Origin of the sequence: Oceanobacillus jordanicus (assembly GCF_022095695.1) — a bacterium.
Lineage (GTDB): Bacteria > Bacillota > Bacilli > Bacillales > Amphibacillaceae > Oceanobacillus_B > Oceanobacillus_B jordanicus.
In genome coordinates, this window is record NZ_JAIFZM010000010.1 from 107,801 (window position 1) to 127,049 (window position 19,249).

The window sequence follows — 19,249 nt, forward strand, 5'->3', positions numbered from 1 at the left end:
CAAGTACGTTTTCACGTTAATTATATATAAAGAATGTAATGGTGTGGTAATAAAAAAGCTTTAAATAACAAACAATACAGATTATAGAAAGGAGATGTATCATAATGAATAAAAATGACCTTCAAGAATGTATAACTGAATGCGAAAGCGCATTATCACATTTAAATAATGCTATGAGCAAGGCCCACACTGGGTCTAAAGAAAGAATGCAACATGCTGTAAAAGATTTAGAAGAATGTATTTCGGAGTGCCGTAGCTTATTATAAGCATACTGAAAAACCCTTATTAAAATATCAAGACCTATTTGGGAAAAGCTAGGAAAATAAAGGGAAACACATAGTCATTTATAATATGTGTTTCCCTTTATTTATTTTTAATTCAAGTTATAGCTATTTACTAAAGGTATTTTGGGAAAGTAAATTACGTTTTATAAAGGCAATGAAGTACGGACGAGGACTGAAGTAAATAAGTAAAGAACATACAACATGGACTGTTAATCAAAAACATTAAGCTAATCCTGTCACGTTACAAGCTCTATGTAGCATATAAAATTAAAAGCACGCCGATGTTTAAAATCAAACTACAAACAAGTGCCTATTTTCGTAGGTTAAATAATTGCATAAAAAGGGATTTAAAACAGGGGCTGTTTAAAAACGTAGGTATAAAAAGGTCAGATAATGGAAAAGAAACTCAACGAAGGGATAAAAGTCTATACTTTTTGTCTCGTCACTTATTCAATATAACAAGAAATACCTCCTTCTTGCACGTTAGGCAAATGTCCGGCATATAATTAAGAATCCACAACCGCCCATTCACACCAATGATGCAAATCGTGTGTGTGAATGGACCCTGCAATGTTTTGGTTTATGTATATGTTAGCATCAATTGGAAATAATGAGATGTGGCCAGTTATGGCCATCCCTTCTGAAGGAGTCCCTATATAAAGGGACTCTTTTCTTGTGGCAAAAAGCTTATAAGAATACTTGTTTTGCATGACATTCGTTGACTCGAAAGGTATTTTAATGTTTTAAGAATTAATTGGTAATACTAAAGATAAGGTGGTGAAAAAGATGGCTGAAGCAGTCGAAAGAAAAAATGATACCTCTGCCTTATGGATGGGGTGGATTGGTATTGTGGCGGGGGTTATCTCCTTTTTTGCATTTCCACTTATATTAGGGGCTATTGCTATTATTCTTGGGATTATTACGGCGTGTAGTAAAGCAAAAGCTTGGTGTTAGTCTAATAATTGGACACAGAGAGTGGAGATTTTTATACTGATAATAATAATTTCTGGGAGTGTCCAAAATGGTACAACATTATGATAAGGAATTGAAGTTATATGCAGTCAAAATGGTTGTGGAAGATGGGAAAAAAATTGCGGAGGTAGCTCGGGAGCTGGATCTGGTTCCACAAACTGTCCAGAAATGGGTAGTTAAATATAAGGAAGAACTGGAGGGGGATTTTGTAGGTAGTGGAAACCGGTCCCCGAAGGACAAGGAAGAATATGAAAAGGATAAGCGAATTCATGCCCTGGAGGAAGAAGTTGCAATCTTAAAAAAGGCAAAGGGCATCTTCGCCAAAAACAGAAGTAGTTTACGACTTTATAGAGCTTCTTAATAATGGAAGGATCCTTTTCATAGTTGTCGTATAATCCCATAAGGAGTATTCTTCCATTCTTTTTTGGATGTTCGTCAACTATCATACTAGGAGGTGCTTTTTTTCATGTAACCCTTGGGTGCCCACGGTTAATAATTTTGAAATTCAGTCGCTGTACTTAGAAGAACTCTCATTTTTCAAGAAGATGGAGTTCTTCTTTTTTATGAGGCTGGAACAAAAGTGTTTTTATCACATAAAATCCGAACATGTTTGTCGAAAATAACCCGCTTCGAAAATATATTCTGCTGAGTTTGTGTTTTGACATTTAGCACTTATATCCCAGCCCCTGCTTCCGATTACACTTCGAATTAAGGGAACATTTTTTATAAAAGAAAACCAAATTTGCAACTAGACACATACACATTTTCACTTCTCTGCATATAATGCTATGGGCTTCGAGAAAAAGGAGTGTTAACAATGAATGAAAAATGGAACCTTAGTGATCCGTATGTTTATCAAGCTTTAACAGAATTTCAGAATAAGTCACTTGCCGTTCAAACGACACACGGCTCTGTACGAGGTGTATTAAGAAAGGTAATGCCAGATCATATTGTCATCCACATGGGAGGATCACCATTTTATGTTCGTACAGCTCAAATAATTTGGTTTCAGCAGTTAAAGGGTGAATAAGCCAAGCATTCTCCATCATATGATGATAATGGTTATTATTTACGGATGGAGGCGTAAAAATCATGATGAAACGTGTGAATAAAATCGCCATTGAACTACCCATTCCAGAACATGGCGATATGAATGCTGCAGCAGCTGTTCAGGAATTAATGGGAGGCAAATTCGGTGAAATGTCCACCTTAAACAATTACATGTTCCAATCCTTTAATTTCCGTGGTAAAAAAAAGCTAAAGCCCTTTTATGATTTAATCGCAAGTATTACAGCGGAGGAATTTGGTCATGTTGAACTAGTAGCTAATGCTATTAATCTACTTTCTATTGGCAATACTATACCTGGCGACCCTGACACCGCCCCACTGCAAAATGGAAAGGATGCACGTTATTCAACGCATTTTACCACCACTGCTCAAACAGCTTATCCAGGAGATGGGATGGGTAGACCGTGGAATGGATCTTATGTAAATAACAGTGGTACACTCGTTGAAGATCTTCTCGCCAATTATTTATTAGAAATCGGTGCTAGAAATCATAAAATGCGTGTTTACGAAATGACAACCCATCCAACCGCCTTAGAAATGATTGGTTACCTACTCGTTCGCGGAGGGACGCACGTCATTGCATATGCGAAAGCAATCGAAGTAGCAACAGGGGTAGAAGTAGGTAAGATGCTACCTGTTCCAAGTTTGGATAATAATCAATTTGACTACGCAAGGAAGTTCATGGATCGAGGATTATTTAATGTGTTGTATACATGGGGAGAACCAGAATATCGGGACATCAACCAAATATGGAAAGGGGAAAACCCAGAAACGGGTGAGCCACTGCACGTAATTGATGGGATGCCTAAAGGTGCGGCTGTACCTGATTTACCAGAACTTCCAGAACAATTTGCACCAGGGATTGATCGTGATGACTACCATCGAATTTTAAAACGCTTAAAAACTAATATGTGATCCTCAAAAAAAAGAGTCTTTAGGATTAGATTCCAATGACTCTTTTTCTACTAACGAAGCATGCATAACCTTATATAAGGTAAAATAGCACAGCAATTTTCACAAGTCGGCAACTAATATTGAGGTTACGGCACTTCGCAAAATGCTAGCATCGGGAACCCCGCCATCAAGGTGGAAATACCCCTGACTCATCATTCTCTTCCAATGTAAAATCAGGGGCAACAAATGGTTTGTATACGAAATTTGCTCCATTTAAAAGAAAAATCTCAAATACTTCAAACCAACTGTAACGTTGTAATACACGTATTATCATTTTCAAATGAAGAAATCTCTGACTTCACTTCTTTCCCATCATTTGCAATTGTAATACGATACGTTTTATCTCGAGGAAGCCATAAGTCAATAAATCCATTAGACTCGGACTTTATTTTTTCATCTACTATCACGTTACCTTCTAGATCTTCAATGTATACATCAAATTCTTCATTTACCATTTCTCCTTGGCAGCCAGTTAAGCTATGAATAGCACATGGATGGGTTTCCTCCATATAAGGAGCGATGGAAACAAAAAACTCATCTTCCGGTAAATCATACGTTTGCTGACTTCCATCTCGATCTGTCACAATCAGTTCCTGTGATGTAATGGAAGCAGATTGATCTTCGGCTTTACCAATGCTGTAATCATGCACCAAGTCCTTAATATCTTTTGATCCATCATCTTTTGGTGTCATGTTACTATCGTTTACTGCAAACAAATATCCTACTAATACAACCAATGCAAACCCAATCACCACAAAAATTTTTCTACTCATCTTAACTACAGACCTCTCCTTCTTTATCAGATCCTCTTATCTCGTTCAACAACTCAAACTTTAACATAAATTACCATGTAAAGCGCTCACTATTCCTTCACATACTTCAAAGGAAGTTTGTTATCGATTAATGCATTTATTTGTTTAAGGACTCTATAATCTCCTGTAAGCTCATATCCGCCATTGAGTTTAACTTTAAATGGAAATTTTCGAATGGTAGCGATTCTGTAACTGGGTTTGGAATAATAACAGTAGGTAGTTCCGCTTCCAATGCAGCAATTAAACCGTTTAAGGAGTCTTCAAAAACGATTGCCTCATCCGGTTTAACCTCAAGTATTTCTAACGTTTTCAGAAACAGATCCGGCGCTGGCTTCACATGTTCCACCATATCCTGTGTAATGAGATAATCAAAATAGGAAATCAAATTTAAATTGGCCAATTGGGTAGTCACCCACTTCTTAGTAGAGCTTGTTGCTAAAGCAATTGTCAGTCCTGCCTCACGCGCATCCGCAAGATAGGATCCCACACCTTCTCGTGCTTTTGCTTCCTTAACCAATTGTGCATGTAATGTTCCTGCATATTCACGAACCTTATTCGCATCCAGTTGATCACCAATCTCTTTTTCTAAATATGTAAATAACGCTGTGTCATTTGAACCGACACATTTCGCAAAGACTTCAAGTGTTAAATCAAATTGAAATTGCTCATTTAAAACTTCTTTATATGAATGATACCAAACTGTCTCTGTATCTAATATTAATCCATCGAAATCAAAGATCACTGCTTTAATCATATTCCGCCTCCGTTAGGTTATCTTTTAAACCATTGTCCTTAGTAAAACCGTTTATTTAGTTACGATCCGCCGTTCTAATACGCTTTCCATCAAATCCCAAGCCTCATGACAGCTAGCTTCTGTAATAAAAGGCTCAAATCCGAAGTTCAAATACATATTAACAGCCTGATAACTCGTTGTTTTACGATGTAAGATAAGCTCTTTCATGATGCTGTGCTAAAACCTTCAAAGCTTCACTAAGTAAAGGCTTCGAGAGCTTCTTCCCTTGATATTCAGGAACGACACCCACCCAATGGATTCTGCCCAGAATTTCCCCATCACCTTTTAAATCTCCATACCATGCTGTCGTTGTTGCAAGAAATTATGCTCCTATAAGTATTTTTTCCTGAGTATAAACTAAGTCTTAAAATTAAAATAAGAAAACCCGACTATTAATTGTGAAATCTTATGAAAATAGGTTGTGGAAATAGTAAATTAGTTCAAATAAGGAAAAATTGTATCAATTGCTTTTTGTACCTTTTTACTATTTCGTTCATATAGTGCCTTTGACTCCTCATTTTCTGTTGCTAAAGCAAATAATTCTAGATCGGCCTGACATTTTTTCATGGTAGCGAAGAGTAGTGGTTTTTCTGTTGGTTCTGGGACAGCAATTTTGTCATCATATAAATCGACGGTTAACTGACCATCATTATCTGCTTGACCTAAAAAGACATTTTCAATACTAACATTCAGTTTAGTAAGTTCTGTTTCAAGCCAATTTGTGTTTAGAGATAGATTTGCCAAAGGCTCCAGTAGTACTTTTCCATCCATAATGATGGTTTGGGGTTCTTTTTTTGGTGCTAATTTAAATCCTAGATCCTTTGCAGTTAGTGGAAGATTTTCTCTCTTTGGTAGTATACTTAAAGTTCCGGATGGTTCCAATACTGCAAATTCCACATCCGATGCTAGAAAAACATTATTATCTCGAAGTTTTTCAAGCAAATCATCCGTGGAATAACCTTTCTTTTTTAAATTATCCTCCATGATTTTCCCATCCTGAATAAAAACCGTACTCTTCCCCTGTGCGAAATTTCGAAAGGATTTACTTTTTAATGAAATAAATTCGACTCCATAAGGTACGATAAACCAAATAAACATGGCAATTAATGCATAGGCAAAGTTACTCGTTGGATCTACCGTATGAATTGTTACAATCCCACCTAATACGACACCAGAAATAGCATCAAAAATATTTAATTGTGATAATTGTTTTGTTCCAAGCCACTTAATCATGAAAAACAAAATAGCTATTAACGCTAATGATCTTATAATAATATTAACCCATTCCGGCATTCGTATCAGTTCCTTCCATGAGTACTTTATTTGTACTGTGGTTCTTCTATTGAAAGTTGTATAACCTGGTTTTGTAAATCATCTTTAACTTCTGAAATAAGTTGTTGTACCTGTTCAATTGCTTCTCTTGATTCCTTAGCAGTTGTTTTATTTGCTAGTGTTTGAAGACTTGCTTCTATATTTTTAATAGAGGAAAAGCATCCTTTTACTTGTGCTCCTACTGTCATATAATTTATCTCCTTATCCTTTGGGTTTAAAAATGAGTGCGCCAATTACCCCAAAAATAATAGCTGCAGAAATTCCTGAACTGGTAACTTCAAACATACCTGTTACAACACCAATGAGTCCATGCTTTTTAGCCTCAGCCATTGCCCCGTGGACCAAGGAATTACCAAAGCTTGTTATTGGAACCGTAGCACCAGCTCCTGCAAAATCAATTAATGGTTCATATAAACCAAATCCATCCAAGATTGCTCCCGATATAACCAATATAGAAAGTGTGTGTGCAGGAGTAAGTTTGAAGACATCAAACATAATTTGTCCGATAACACAAATAAGTCCACCGATAATAAATGCCCAGAAGAATATCATGGTTGATCACTTCCCGATTCTATGGAGACTGCATGTGCAATACATGGAATAGGATCTTTTTGTTGTACACTCATTGGCGAATGTAGGGAACCTGTTGCAACTACAAGGATGCGATTAAGCTTCCCTTGTTTTATTAAGTTCAAAAAATGACCATAGGTGACGATTGCAGAACAAGCAGGCCCGCTTGCTCCGGCTAGAACTGGTTGTCCTCCTCTGTAGATAGTTAATCCGCAATCAACATAGTTATCTTCCGTAATCTTCACATTATGTTTTTTAAATAAATCCAATGAAACTTCCCTACCTATATGTCCTAAATCTCCAGTTATGATAAGATCATAATAGGAAGGTTCTAAATCTCTTTCTTTAAGGTGGGTTTCAATGGTGTCTACTGCTGCAGCAGCCATCGCACCCCCCATATTAAAAGGATCAGTTAGCCCCATGTCTACAATCTTACCAATTGTAGCGGAAGTGACGATTGGTCCGTTGCCTTCTTTTGCAATTAAAGCACATCCAGCACCGGTAACCGTCCATTGGGCAGTAGGAGGTTTTTGACCACCATATTCTGTTGGATAACGAAATTGTTTTTCTGCGGCGGCATTATGGCTAGATGTACCACTTAATATATAATTTGCACCGTCCCCATTTATAATCGAAGCAGATAATGCTAAGCTTTCCATGGAAGTTGAACAAGCGCTGAATAAACCAAGGTAGGGAAGACCCATTGTTTTTGCCGCAAAGCTTGTTGGTGTGATTTGATTGATTAAATCCCCACTTATAAAAAATTGTACTTGTTCTTTTTCTATGCTGCTTTTTTTGATCGCGAGTTGACAGGCTTCTTCCATCATCATTTGTTGTGCTTTTTCAAAAGAAGCTTGTTTTAACCACATATCATCATGTAAAATATCAAAATCATTTGATATTTTACCCTGTGCTTCAAAAGGACCACCAACTGTACCGGTCGTCAATATGACTGGTGTGTTTTCGAAAGCCCATGTTTGGTGTCCAACTAGCATTATAAGCCACCCCATTGAATTAAGATTGTTTTTATAAATGCAACGATAAATGAAGAGAATACCCCATAAACAATTACAGGTCCAGCTAACGTGAGCATATTCGTACCAACACCTAGAATGAAACCTTCCGTTCGATGCTCGATTGCAGCTGAAATGACAGCATTTCCGAAACCTGTAACAGGAACAGCAGAACCAGCCCCTGCAAATTGTCCAATTCGGTCATAAACACCAAATCCGGTTAACAGCATAGTTATAAAAATTAATGTTGCTACGGTAGGATTTCCAGCAGTTTGCTCCGTAAAATTAAAATTATAGATATAAATAGTGGTAACAATTTGACCGATTAGGCAGATAAGTCCACCTATTAAAAAAGCTTTGAGGCAGTTTTTTAGAATCGGACTTTTTACTTCTCTTTGTGATTGAAATGCTTGATATTCTTGTGCATCAGGTGGTAGGTTTTTCTTTTTCTTATCCGCCATTTAAATTCTCACTCATTTCGTTAAGTTTTTTCTTTAACTAATTTGGTAATTCGTTTAATTTCCTTTTCTAATTTTTTCTTTTTGATGGAACCGGACTGTATTTTTTCTTCCAGTTTCTCAAGCTCCAGTAATATTTTCTTATCCGTTGAAAATTCAACTTTTATATCTTTAAATTGCTCCTTCATTTCTTTTGTAAGTTCTTTTCTAATATCTGCCAATCTAAATCGTTTACTATGCTCAATATCAATCGCAATTACAAGTGTTTCTAGTGTATTGACAGCATTAATAGCTGTTATTTCTTCATGATTACTTAAAATTTCTTTAGCTTGATTAGAAGCGGATTGATCAATTGAGTTATTTGAAGAAATCTTTGTCAATTCAATGGAATTTTCCTGATTTCTTGATGGTTCCCCTGTTAAATCATTAGCGCAACCTATTAAGAAAAGAAATACGGAAAATGTCATAATAAGTTTATACCCGTACATAGTTCTCACTCATTTCTATTTTTTAAAGGTATGTAAGAGGTTGGAAAAACCAACCTCTTGTCAACTACTGCTTATATTGTGGTTCTTCTTGTTCTATTTGTTGCATTCTAGGCTCGACAGTCTGTAATATGGACATGGTTTGTTGGGCTGCATTTTGGTACATTTGTTTAGCTTGTTTGTTTTCTGTTTCAAGTGCAAATTGTTCAAAACTAGCTTGGGCACCCTTTAGTCCTGCGATTGTTTGTTGAACCTGAGTTGCTACAGTCATAAAATCCCTCCTCTTAGATTGTGCACTAAGTTAGTATTTAATATTGGATTTAAATATACCTTTTATTTATTACCAATTCTTTCCAAATTGTGGAATGCCTAACCTTTTGTCCAACGTATATGAAATAATTACTCATAATTTTATCTTATTATTTATTTATATATCCAATTATCCTAACTAACTGTGGGAAAAACCGAAAAATAGTTACCAGTATATTTTTAGTGGATTAATAAAAACTATCAATACTTCTAAAAAATTCTTTAGGGGCTAATAATTCTTACAACAAATTGAAAGGAGTGATAATTTATTATGAATAATAACGGTCGAGGTATTATGACTTCTTTAATCACCATGAGTGCAGCTGGTGCTGCTATTTATGGAATTACAAGGGGAGTACAAAACGGAACATTCCAGCGTCTACCTCAAAGCATTTCTAATGCAATGAATAATCCAACAGTTCAGCAAATGACGAAGCCATTACAGAATATGACAAACAATTTGCAGGATGAAACGAATGATATACAGCAACAAAGGGGAATCAGAATATTTTAGGGAAAATTACACTTCAACCTCCATCTGCTTTTTAATTGGTTGATTTCCTAGTCAAATCCCTCCTCACCATGAGAAGGGATTTTTTATTTGATGGTTTAATTAAGGATAGAAGGTAAATGGGCATAAGAGCTACTTGTTTAAATAACCTGTAATACCAATTATGGATGGATGTGGAACACTTCAAAACCCAATTTATTACAGCCTTTATGGTTGTAATGCCAATTAACCCCTTGATTTCAACGGAATCATACAATCGTATATGTTTCGCAATGAAACTATAAAGTCAACAGTCGAAAATAGCGACTTACATTTATAATAGCTTACTGCTGTTTCCGAGCTTCAGTAATTTAGCCATATTTGGAAAAAAAAGGAGCATAAAAAAACACATAGTAATCTATGAGTTAGAACATAATGTAAGCATATCTGAGAGAGAGGAAGATTGTATGATTAGTTTAAAAAACCCCGTTGAAAGCATTTTAGGGGTGGATGTAAGAATTAAACGACCAATAGCTGAGATTGAAAAAATGGATAAAGGCTTTTCCAGACCTATTATACATAGGCAAATACACGGTGATGAAGTATACGTACCATTAAACCTTTGGTCCAGATAAAAAATTACTAAAAAATAAAGTTACTAAAAATATAATAAAGACTACTCGCATTATTATAGTAAAATCAAGTTAAACTACAGACATTATAAATAACAGGACTGGAGGTACTATATGGATAAAAAGAAAAGAAAGATACGAACAGACAATACGGTTGTTGCTCCAGGAATGGATCCTGAAGATTCTTATGGAGAAAGGGCAACCAAGTTTGAAATTGAAAAAGGTGAATCTACTACTGTTACAAGGGTTACGTACGATGAATATGACCCAAGTGACAGATAATCGAAAATCAACTACTAAAGTGAAGGCTGAACGTGAGTTTATTCTTCACTTCTGAACTTTAAGAAAAGAATCCTAAATCTATTGGTATCTTATAATGATATTAGGCACATTCAAATAAATAACTAGTCAATTTTGGTAAAAAATACAAAAGTATCCTTTGAAATATGTTTTAATTGTTAGTAACGACAAAAACAAAAAAACATAACAAAGGATACCGATACTATGATACAGAACTTCTTTAGTAAATACAAAGATATTTTAATCGAGAGCGTCCACAAGTTAACAGGCTCAGATAAACGCATTGCACTAGCCAAGACAGCGGAAGATCTTGGAAATGGTGGTCAATCCATTGTAAACACCAAAGTTAATCAGCTTGGTTATCAACTCAAAAAGGTAAATAAAACGCAACCACTAAAGAAGATAGAAGAAACGGATGACATCTTTGAAAATCTCAAAAAGGTGCATACTGAATACCACGATAAAAGCAATGTTGTGCGACTGTCTATTCATACCAAGGACAGGGTGAAAATTGGCCCCTTTTCCCGAGGCGGCAAAAGTAGGGTTAATACTCAAGCAGCTGATCATGATTTCGGTACTGAGTTTTTGACCCCATTTGGCATTTAGGACATTGATCATCTTGAGCTGGTATTTACAGAAACAAAGGTGACAGCCGATTTTATGATTGATGCCATCGAGCAATATTGGCTCAAGCAAAACTTTCAAAACGATATAGATACACTGATAATGCGGACAAACGGGCCTGAAAATAGTAGTCGCAGAACGCAATTCATGAAAAGGATCATCGAATTTGCGGCGAGGTACGCTGTAAGTCATACTGGCTTATTATCCACCTTATCATAGCAAATACAATCCGGTAGAACGAGCTTGGGGAGTGTTGGAGCAGCATTGGAACGGTGACATTCTTGATTCGCAGGAAGCTGTTTTGGGATTTGCCCAAGGCATGACCTGGAAGGGAAACAATCACTGCGTGACACTGGTGGAAGAAATCTATGAAACAGGTAAAAAAGTAGAAAAGAAGGTTATGGAAGAGGACGAGAAAATGATAGATCGGGCAAAAGGCACCGGAAAGTGGTTTGTGGAGATAAATCCTCAAAACTGTACAGGAGCATTGGAAATGGGAATAAAAGTATAAAAATGTGCGTGGGGGGAAGGGGGAGCTATACCCTTTTTGGCAAAAACAATCATTTTTACTGTTATCTGTATCCTTTTTGGGGGAACGAGCAGTAAATTACGTATTCAATTTTCATTAAAGTCCCTATTTTATATAAATTGACTTATTATTATTTTTAATGTGCCTAAATCATTTGCTATTTTCCATTTAATAATTGGGCAAAACCAGGTAATGCAATACTCCATAGCAATTTTTCCATTCACACATAAAAATGTGCGTTTGCGAGGAATTTATGATCAAACTTTATTTTAAACCTACATCATGACTTTATTTTTTTAATTATTTCTGTTTTGTCCTTCCCCCATCTCATTTTCTCCATGATTCTGCTATTCGGAAGGTTCTTCGGATGGATCTGGCTCTTGTTCATCACCTGTGGTGCCACAACCAAACAGTAAACCAGTAGATAGAGTTACTACAAGCGTACTAACTAGTAATTTCCTTAATTTCATCTTATTCACCTAACTTAACTTAAGCTCTTTATATAAATTATTAATTTTGAATGAGCACATCAGGAAAAGCAATCATAAACTAGGGAAATAGGCGGGGAAGGGGCTATTCTCCTTCCCCATATATATTTTATTGTTGTTTATACTGAGGTTCTTCCTGCTCTATATCATGGAGCCGAGGTGTAAGACTGTCGACAATCATTTGTGTCTGTTGAGCAGCGTTTTGATAAAGTTGTTTTGCTTCTTTATTCTCGGTTCCAAGTGCGAAGGTTTCTAAGCTTGCTTGGGCGCTTTTTAAGCCAGCTAATGTTTGTTTTACTTGACTTCCTACTGTCATATTGAAATCCTCCTTGATGAGATTGAATTACAAGTATAGGTTGAAGATAAAGTATTCTTTTTATGTATTCTAATATTTTACATATTGCAGGCTTTGGGATTTCAGATAAAGAAAAAAAGCCGTTTTTCAGCTGTTTTTGAAGCCTCCTTCTCCCGTATCGGTTGTTAATAAATAGTCATGCTCACGAATGGCTACATAAAAAATATTGCTTTGATCGGAATATCCGGCTTGTGTCAGCTCTTTTTTTAACCACTTTTCGTCTTTGTTAATAATTTTCAAATTGTCATGCTGAATTTTTCCCTCGAGAATAACTGTTATTGGAAGTCCTTGGTCTGCTGTATCTATTTTTAATTGCTTAGGGGTAACAGGGGCGGCTTCCTGTTTCGGAAGTACACTAATCTCGCCGCTTGGTTCTATAATGGCATAGTCAATATGCGTTACATCCGAGTATCCTTTTTCCCGGATATATGATAACAATCCAGCTAATGTGATATGAGATCGCTTTAAGTTGTCTCTAATAAGTTTTCCATGTTTGATTACAATTGTTGGTTTCCAATGAAAAGCTTATTTAACCGGTTGACAAGTGTAAGTTTGGAAAAGGTAATATGAACCAGACCAATAACAATGATTGTTGTAATTGTATGGGTAATATTCTTTGCGACCAGCGAGCTGACAGCAAGTGTAACAACAAAAAACATCCCCGCTAAATCGTGAGCCGTTAATTGAGCAAAGGCTGATTTTCCCATAACTCGGATAATGATAATGGTTATAATATATAATAAAATAGCTTTTCCTATATGGGGTCTCACCAACATTTCGCGTAAAACATACGCTAAGCAAAATTTAACAAGGAAATTTATGTTTTTCATACTTTAAGAAATTAAAATACTTTCAGAAACTTAGTATTGTGATAGTTATTGAACATTTTAAAAAGGAGTAATCTCCAACAAATCCTCTATCTATACGGGTGTTCAGCAACTCCTAATTTTCTGAACAAACTTTTAACGTATGTTTTTAGCTTTTTGTTGGTAGTACCCCAAAAAAGCATACTGTCCTATAAATTATCTTGAATTCAAGTCTTATAAAAACGGGGGCTTTTCTACAATAACGGGGAGTCCCTGCTCCTATAGGTATTACAATAGAAATAATTTTTAGACAGTCAGAAGGTGGATTAAAAGATAAGTTATAGTCAAAGCGACCTTCAATTTAAACGGCTATATTTTAATGCTGACTTGGAGAAACAGTCGGTCCTCCTGAACCAATTACAGGGGGACTCTTACACAAAATGTATCTAATAAAAACAACAAAAGGTAAATATGCGATAAAATTATTGAATCCAGAAATAATTAAAAGACCAGATGCAATGACGAACTATATAAACTCTGAAAAATTGCAAACCTTGTTTCCAACAATATACCGGCACTCTCAGCAAATATTATTAACGGTAAATATGTTAATGAAATAAAAATAACCAGTTCTATATAGTGGCTGTAATCAGAAGGGTGATTGGCCAGATTATGGATACTGAAACCACTTTTCCTATTATCGGAGTGGTAGTGGAATTAATCAATTCTAACGAAACGATCGTTGACTCCGCGATTACAGACGAAAAAGAATTATTCCGGCTCGAAGATGTGTCGGGCGTTTTTAATGATGACTCCAGGACTCAGTTCAGTATTTATTGTCATTAATTAAGGCCTATATCTTGATATCAAATCTTCCGGATAATAAGAGGGGTTTTTTCATACAATATTTCGGAGGTGAAAAAATGACGAGAATAAAATACACAAGTACCGACGTTGCCTTAATGGCAAGAATGATGAGAGCGGAAGCCGTAGGAGAAGGGAAACAAGGAATGTTGTATGTCGGAAATGTAATTGTTAATCGTGGCGTAGCGGATTGTTTAGATTTTAGAGATGTAAGAACAATTCGCCAAGTTATTTTTCAAGTACAAGGAGGAAATTATTCTTTTGAAGCTGTCCAAAAAGGAAATGTATTCTATCAAAGAGCGAGATCAGTTGAAAAAAGATTAGCAAAAAAGAATTTGGAATTTTGGAGGCAGCACCCGGCGAAATATTCTCTTTGGTATTTCAATCCAGACGGTCCATGTCCTCCAACATGGTACGGTCAGCCTTTTGCTGGTCAATATAAAAATCATTGTTATTATGAACCAGCAGCTGGAACATGTGCCAGTGTTTATTAAGTTATTATGTTTATCCAAGTATACAAGTTTATGAAATATTGTAATTAAACCACAGGAGATTATCGGTATAGATCGAAATGAAATAAAAAAGTTGAGGCTATGGAGAGAAGAGGAATTTTAGTTTTGGGTTAGATTTGAAGGTGAATATGGAAATGGTCGGACCTGTAAGAAAGGTTACTGAATAAAGCTTATAAGCCCGTTTTAGTCATTTAGGCGGTGTCAAAACTAAATGTTTATAATACAACGCTTAAAATTTGTCTGAGAGGGTGCGTGTTTCATGTCTGGTTATGAAAGTTCTTATAGAAATACAGAATTTATTCAGTCATCTAATGGAGAGATTATCAGCAAACGTTGCCGTGACTTTCATAACTTTAAAGAAGGTCTTGCAGGAAAACACGGTAAGTGCCGATGGTGTAGGAATGAAATAAATAAAAAGTATTTTCAAGATAATAGAGAATAGTTGAATCAATGTAACAGTCGCTATTACTTGGAACACAAAGAAAAAGCTGCAGAATATCATAAACGTCACTATACTGAGAATAAAGAGAGGTTATCCCTTAGAAAAAAGAAATACTAACCAGGATAAAAAAAGCCAGAAATGAATAAGTAAAGTACACAAAAAAAGCGTCCCAGAAAAATTTATTCCCAGGACGTCATTTAGGAAGTAATTCCTGTTTCAATTATTTCTACGTCAATTTTCACGTCTACGGGAACGGTAGGATAAACATCTTCCCATTTTTTCAAATCAAAATGTTCCCTGCGATTCTTCAGATCATTACCCAAACCCAGGGGGTCGATTTTTAATTCCTGGAACCGCTCGATCATTTCGATACATTGAGCTTGTAACGATTTCTCAAAATCCTTTTCCATACTTTTAATTACGGGTCCATTCAGCATTAAATTGATGTTTTGCACTTCATTTATAAATCCTTTAATTTTAATATCCAGCAGGAACTTAGGATGTTCTATCCCATCTATGACATGATAAGTCACTCTGGAACCGATGTTCTCCAAAACTATATGTTCTTCCTTGTATTTGATTCCTTTTGTTCCTCTATTAAAATCTTGTTTCATAATTTTAAAATTGAATGCTTCCGAATAAGGTAAACTGTGGACCATCTTTGCCCCATCGAAAAAAGCGATTCCATCTATTTCAACTTGACTGTCTGTTCTTTTAATGAGCGGGAGAAAGGGATCCATGCCGTCAGCATAATAAGCATATAAAAACTTATGCAAATTTGTTTCAGGAAAGTTACTTTGATTTATATTTTGTTTAATCAAGCCGGTTATATATTTAGAGGTTGTTTCACTTTCACTGTACTTAGCCTCAATAAGTCCTTGTGTCTCACCTTTTACGACACTGAGTAAAATATTTCGGCCGATTATAGGGTCCCTCCCTAAGAAATCGATCATATTTTTCAGCCCATTCTTAGCAAGCTCTTCATTGAATAAAGAAAGCTCTAACTTACCAATAGATATCGGTTTAGATAACTTTCTTTGAATATTTTCATGGGCCTCTTTCACAGAGTGATCAACAGCAGACTGAAATTTTTCAGTAGGTGTTCCACTAGATTCACCCCTTCCGTATTGTGGAACAGCTACTGTAGCTTTCAACCGATCTTCGTCCACAAAATCATACCCTGCGACCCGTATGATAGCCCGATCTTCTACACTATATGTTTCGGCACAACCAGTGAGGAACATGATGCCAATTATCACCATTACACTAATATTATTTTTCAATTTGTATCCCTCACTTTATCTCTTGCCTTTTTAAAAAGAAAGAGGACAGGAATATACATTAAGACATAAAATCCTATCATATTTGCAATGTCATTCAGTTCCTTGATTTGTTGGCGCTCGTCCAACATGATTGTAGCCACATAAAGAATGAGACAATAAATCCCCACCATATAGGTTTGCCTTATATTAAACATTCTTTTTGGGATACGGCTTGCCGCCCACAAGGCGAGACATATGTTTGGTATGACTACAAACAGCCAAAGGGCTATACCGATGAACTCAAAACGTTCAACAAAAGGAAATTCTACAATTTTCCAAAGCGATATTGTTGCCCAATTCACTTGATCCAATTGTTTTTCACTGAAATAAATGAAAGCTATGATAGCACTGATCACATAGATGATAGTGGTAAAAAAAACGCCATAGTGCGCCCATTTCTTTGACTGCTCGGGGTTTTTGATAAAAGGATAAAAGACCAATAATAACTCAAACCCCAGAAAGCCTAAAATGCTCGTTTTAGCTGAACTAAGCAGCTCGACTAAGGTATGGTCGATAATTGGAAATACATTATTGATATCTCCAGCTTGAATAGGAAAAAATTTGAGCCATAGAAGGGGCAGTGCCAACAGGACACTGATCAGACATAGACCGGTGATCAAACGGAAGCCTCCAGCTACCAAATAATAGATCAACAACAGGAGAGCCAATGTGAAAAACCATACGTTTAATTGAGGAAAAACCCATGTTTGGATGACCTCAATAAAGGTTCTAAGCACCGTTAATGTCAATAGCAGTACATATAAACTGAAAATAATGCTTAAAAATCCACCGATATATTTGCCAAACGTCTCTTCATGTATAGATACGATATCACCTTTGCTGTTCTGAAGAATGTTATAAACTATCCAAAGCAGCAGATGAATAGCTGCCCCTGCAATCAAAAGACTGATCCAGGCATCATAACCAGCGTCTCTGGCAATATACGTTTCAAAACTAAGTATTCCTACCCCGAGTTGCATAGCATGAATCAGGAAGAAAACAAAAAACGGGGTAACCAATAGGTTTTCAGGAACATGAAGATCGATCTTGGATTGCCTCTTTTTATTCATCGATATCCCTCTTCTTATTGGCATCAGACGGTTGTAACCGCTCTGATTTTAATGGTCGTGTCTGTATAGGCCGTTGTGTTTGTTTATTGAATGGCAAACGAATGAATGCATCCTTCAAATCTGTGAATCTTAATGGATAAATCGGTGCAAAAAATGGTGTACCTATCGATTGTAGCTTTATTAAATGACCGATAAAGAGTGCCATCACCATGGAAACACCAATCAATCCCCATAATTGCGCCCCAATAATGAATGGGAATCGAACCAGGCGTATCGTGTTACTGATTTGATAGACCGGTGTAGTAAATGACGCCAAAGCGCTTAATGCTACGATGATTAACAATACATTACTCGTAAGCCCTGCGTCTACGGCGGCGGTTCCAATAACGATACCACCGACGATACCAATTGTTTGGCCGATTTTTGTAGGCAGTCGTGCCCCGGCTTCTCTAAGTAACTCGATGGTGAGCTCTAAAATAATCACTTCGAGTATTGGTGGGAATGGAATATCAGCCCTTGAAGATATGATGGTAGCTAATAATTCTTCTGGAATCATCTCATGGTGATGTGTGAGTATAGCTACATAAAGTGATGTACTTAAAACAGAAAACAATACAGCGAACAATCGGATTAACCGAAAAACTGTAGCCAAATGCCACGGCATAAAGTAGTCATCTGAAGCAGAGAAAAATTCAACAATAGTCGTTGGGCATGTTAGTGCATGAGGAGAACCGTCCACAAGTATGGCTATTTTCCCTTCCACGAGAGCCTCTGTCATTCTGTCTGGCCGTTCTGTATCTAATAATTGAGGAAATGGAGAATTGGAGTTGTCTGCAATCATTTGCGCGATATAAGAGCTATCAATCATTTGATCATAATCAATTTCTTTCAAGCGCTGCATCACTGTATTTATATTTATCTCATTAGCTATCCCGTCTATATAAACCACTGCAACACGGGTGTTTGTCAGTTTACCTATGGATAATTCTTTTACTGTAAGCTCAGGTAATGGAACACGCTTACGTATTAAATTCATGTTCTTATCCAAGGACTCGACAAATGCCTCTTTCGGTCCGACGACACTGAATTCTATTTCAGGAATGCTTACCTTTCGACCTACCTTTGTACTTGCTGGTATAAGAAGTACCTGATTGTCATTCTCTGTCATCTGTATAACGACATAACCTTGTAAAACTTTCTCTTTTATTTTCTCTGCTTGGTCTGTAATAGAAATGTTTTCAACAGTAATGGCTTCTTTTATTTTCTCCAGAGAGTGTAAATCAGCGTTTTTTAAGCCTGGTAAAATAGATTCATTTAATATTTTGGGATCAGCCATAGTTTTGAGATAAGAAATGACACAAGGGGTTGGCCCTGTATGATGATAGACCAAAAAGTCCTTTGATTCTTTCAATTTTTTATAAAGGGTTTGTATTGTGCCTGCTTTATTAAGTTGTTGGTTTCTTCCCCTTCTTTCCCATTTTCCCATATGAAATCTCCTTGTAGAGGACTGTTTTCTGTCTTCATTCTTGCCACATGAATTATAAGTTATACCCTTATAGGGCAAGATAGTTTTAGAGTTTTATAAATAAAAATGGAGGAGAAAAGAATATATGTTAGTGGCATACTTGAGCCCCTTGATTATTTTAGTATTATTTTTCCTGTCTACTTTCTTTCTAGTTGAACTGGCTGCAAAGCTCTTTCTATACGCTTGCTTGACCTGTCTTGTGTTTCTCCCTATCATACTGGTGTATATAGAGGAAGTAAA

General features: G+C 36.2%; 25 protein-coding genes and 2 pseudogenes. 11 read left to right on the forward strand and 16 right to left on the reverse strand.

What is annotated here, in order from left to right; genetic code table 11:
- Positions 1-104: 104 nt before the first annotated feature.
- The 5 genes and pseudogenes from K3T81_RS12855 to K3T81_RS12875 all read left to right on the forward strand — a co-directional run bounded on the left by K3T81_RS12855 (position 105) and on the right by K3T81_RS12875 (position 3,239).
- Positions 105-266, forward strand: coding sequence for a hypothetical protein (locus K3T81_RS12855; RefSeq protein ID WP_238020451.1), 162 nt, complete (start codon positions 105-107; stop codon positions 264-266).
- Between the two features lie 804 nt (positions 267-1,070).
- Positions 1,071-1,238, forward strand: a complete 168-nt coding sequence (locus K3T81_RS12860; RefSeq protein WP_238020452.1) for a hypothetical protein — start codon at positions 1,071-1,073, stop codon at positions 1,236-1,238.
- Between the two features lie 67 nt (positions 1,239-1,305).
- Positions 1,306-1,609: pseudogene (locus tag K3T81_RS12865) on the forward strand (transposase); the annotation flags it as partial.
- Between the two features lie 464 nt (positions 1,610-2,073).
- Positions 2,074-2,286 carry a YuzF family protein gene (locus tag K3T81_RS12870; RefSeq protein ID WP_238020454.1) on the forward strand — a complete coding sequence of 71 codons (213 nt, stop codon included), beginning with the start codon at positions 2,074-2,076 and terminating at the stop codon, positions 2,284-2,286.
- A 62-nt stretch (positions 2,287-2,348) separates the two neighbouring features.
- Positions 2,349-3,239 carry a manganese catalase family protein gene (locus K3T81_RS12875; protein ID WP_238020455.1) on the forward strand — a complete coding sequence of 297 codons (891 nt, stop codon included), beginning with the start codon at positions 2,349-2,351 and terminating at the stop codon, positions 3,237-3,239.
- Positions 3,240-3,514: 275 nt separating this feature from the next.
- On the opposite strand, the gene K3T81_RS12880 is transcribed toward K3T81_RS12875, so the two are convergent.
- The 9 genes from K3T81_RS12880 to K3T81_RS12920 all read right to left on the reverse strand — a co-directional run bounded on the left by K3T81_RS12880 (position 3,515) and on the right by K3T81_RS12920 (position 9,012).
- Entirely contained in the window at positions 3,515-4,051 is a 537-nt protein-coding gene (locus K3T81_RS12880; protein ID WP_249226153.1) for a CueP family metal-binding protein, read from the reverse strand.
- Between the two features lie 136 nt (positions 4,052-4,187).
- Complete coding sequence (locus K3T81_RS12885) at positions 4,188-4,844, reverse strand: HAD family hydrolase (protein WP_238020456.1); 657 nt, start codon at positions 4,842-4,844, stop codon at positions 4,188-4,190.
- A 474-nt stretch (positions 4,845-5,318) separates the two neighbouring features.
- Positions 5,319-6,176: a DUF421 domain-containing protein gene (locus K3T81_RS12890; RefSeq protein ID WP_238020457.1), complete on the reverse strand. Its 858-nt coding sequence runs from the start codon at positions 6,174-6,176 to the stop codon at positions 5,319-5,321.
- 26 nt (positions 6,177-6,202) lie between these two features.
- The gene (locus K3T81_RS12895) at positions 6,203-6,403 is read right to left on the reverse strand and encodes a DUF1657 domain-containing protein (protein ID WP_238020458.1); all 201 of its coding nucleotides are present in this window, start codon (positions 6,401-6,403) and stop codon (positions 6,203-6,205) included.
- Positions 6,404-6,416: 13 nt separating this feature from the next.
- Complete coding sequence (gene spoVAE, locus K3T81_RS12900; RefSeq protein WP_238020459.1) at positions 6,417-6,767, reverse strand: stage V sporulation protein AE; 351 nt, start codon at positions 6,765-6,767, stop codon at positions 6,417-6,419.
- A complete protein-coding gene (gene spoVAD, locus K3T81_RS12905; RefSeq protein ID WP_238020460.1) occupies positions 6,764-7,780 on the reverse strand; it encodes a stage V sporulation protein AD in 1,017 nt (338 codons plus the stop codon). Before spoVAD ends, spoVAE begins: the two co-directional genes overlap by 4 nt.
- Complete coding sequence (gene spoVAC / locus K3T81_RS12910; protein ID WP_238020461.1) at positions 7,780-8,259, reverse strand: stage V sporulation protein AC; 480 nt, start codon at positions 8,257-8,259, stop codon at positions 7,780-7,782. The genes spoVAD and spoVAC overlap by 1 nt, the downstream gene beginning before the upstream one ends.
- Before the next feature lie 20 nt (positions 8,260-8,279).
- Positions 8,280-8,744: a hypothetical protein gene (locus K3T81_RS12915; RefSeq protein ID WP_238020462.1), complete on the reverse strand. Its 465-nt coding sequence runs from the start codon at positions 8,742-8,744 to the stop codon at positions 8,280-8,282.
- A 64-nt stretch (positions 8,745-8,808) separates the two neighbouring features.
- A complete protein-coding gene (locus K3T81_RS12920; RefSeq protein ID WP_238020463.1) occupies positions 8,809-9,012 on the reverse strand; it encodes a DUF1657 domain-containing protein in 204 nt (67 codons plus the stop codon).
- A 309-nt stretch (positions 9,013-9,321) separates the two neighbouring features.
- On the opposite strand from K3T81_RS12920, the gene K3T81_RS12925 reads away from it, so the two are divergent.
- From K3T81_RS12925 to K3T81_RS12940, 4 genes and pseudogenes are all read left to right on the forward strand, one after another.
- Positions 9,322-9,564 carry a hypothetical protein gene (locus K3T81_RS12925; RefSeq protein WP_238020464.1) on the forward strand — a complete coding sequence of 81 codons (243 nt, stop codon included), beginning with the start codon at positions 9,322-9,324 and terminating at the stop codon, positions 9,562-9,564.
- 443 nt (positions 9,565-10,007) lie between these two features.
- On the forward strand, positions 10,008-10,175 hold the full coding sequence (locus K3T81_RS12930; RefSeq protein ID WP_238020465.1) for a hypothetical protein: 168 nt from the start codon (positions 10,008-10,010) through the stop codon (positions 10,173-10,175).
- 111 nt (positions 10,176-10,286) lie between these two features.
- Complete coding sequence (locus tag K3T81_RS12935; RefSeq protein ID WP_191967603.1) at positions 10,287-10,454, forward strand: hypothetical protein; 168 nt, start codon at positions 10,287-10,289, stop codon at positions 10,452-10,454.
- A 222-nt stretch (positions 10,455-10,676) separates the two neighbouring features.
- Positions 10,677-11,607 (forward strand): annotated as a pseudogene (locus K3T81_RS12940) (ISAzo13-like element transposase-related protein).
- A 365-nt stretch (positions 11,608-11,972) separates the two neighbouring features.
- On the opposite strand, the gene K3T81_RS19505 reads toward K3T81_RS12940, so the two are convergent.
- The 4 genes from K3T81_RS19505 to K3T81_RS12955 form a co-directional block, all read right to left on the reverse strand.
- Entirely contained in the window at positions 11,973-12,095 is a 123-nt protein-coding gene (locus K3T81_RS19505) for a hypothetical protein (RefSeq protein WP_275949836.1), read from the reverse strand.
- Between the two features lie 127 nt (positions 12,096-12,222).
- The gene (locus K3T81_RS12945; protein ID WP_158324284.1) at positions 12,223-12,429 is read right to left on the reverse strand and encodes a DUF1657 domain-containing protein; all 207 of its coding nucleotides are present in this window, start codon (positions 12,427-12,429) and stop codon (positions 12,223-12,225) included.
- Between the two features lie 126 nt (positions 12,430-12,555).
- Positions 12,556-12,972 (reverse strand): DUF421 domain-containing protein, encoded by a 417-nt coding sequence (locus tag K3T81_RS12950; RefSeq protein ID WP_338044651.1) that lies wholly within the window; start codon positions 12,970-12,972, stop codon positions 12,556-12,558.
- A complete protein-coding gene (locus K3T81_RS12955) occupies positions 12,966-13,238 on the reverse strand; it encodes a hypothetical protein (protein ID WP_238020466.1) in 273 nt (90 codons plus the stop codon). The genes K3T81_RS12950 and K3T81_RS12955 overlap by 7 nt, the downstream gene beginning before the upstream one ends.
- Before the next feature lie 959 nt (positions 13,239-14,197).
- Here K3T81_RS12955 and K3T81_RS12960 point away from each other — a divergent pair.
- Both K3T81_RS12960 and K3T81_RS12965 read left to right on the forward strand, forming a co-directional pair.
- Complete coding sequence (locus K3T81_RS12960; RefSeq protein ID WP_060681674.1) at positions 14,198-14,632, forward strand: cell wall hydrolase; 435 nt, start codon at positions 14,198-14,200, stop codon at positions 14,630-14,632.
- Positions 14,633-14,909: 277 nt separating this feature from the next.
- Complete coding sequence (locus K3T81_RS12965; protein WP_238020467.1) at positions 14,910-15,092, forward strand: hypothetical protein; 183 nt, start codon at positions 14,910-14,912, stop codon at positions 15,090-15,092.
- A gap of 197 nt (positions 15,093-15,289) precedes the next feature.
- Here K3T81_RS12965 and K3T81_RS12970 read toward each other — a convergent pair whose 3' ends face one another.
- Genes K3T81_RS12970 through K3T81_RS12980 form a run of 3 tightly spaced genes read right to left on the reverse strand, consistent with a single transcriptional unit; the run spans position 15,290 to position 18,970 of the window.
- Entirely contained in the window at positions 15,290-16,375 is a 1,086-nt protein-coding gene (locus tag K3T81_RS12970) for a Ger(x)C family spore germination protein (protein ID WP_238020468.1), read from the reverse strand.
- A complete protein-coding gene (locus tag K3T81_RS12975; RefSeq protein WP_238020469.1) occupies positions 16,372-17,484 on the reverse strand; it encodes a GerAB/ArcD/ProY family transporter in 1,113 nt (370 codons plus the stop codon). Before K3T81_RS12975 ends, K3T81_RS12970 begins: the two co-directional genes overlap by 4 nt.
- Entirely contained in the window at positions 17,477-18,970 is a 1,494-nt protein-coding gene (locus K3T81_RS12980; RefSeq protein ID WP_238020470.1) for a spore germination protein, read from the reverse strand. The genes K3T81_RS12975 and K3T81_RS12980 overlap by 8 nt, the downstream gene beginning before the upstream one ends.
- Positions 18,971-19,249 lie beyond the last annotated feature (279 nt).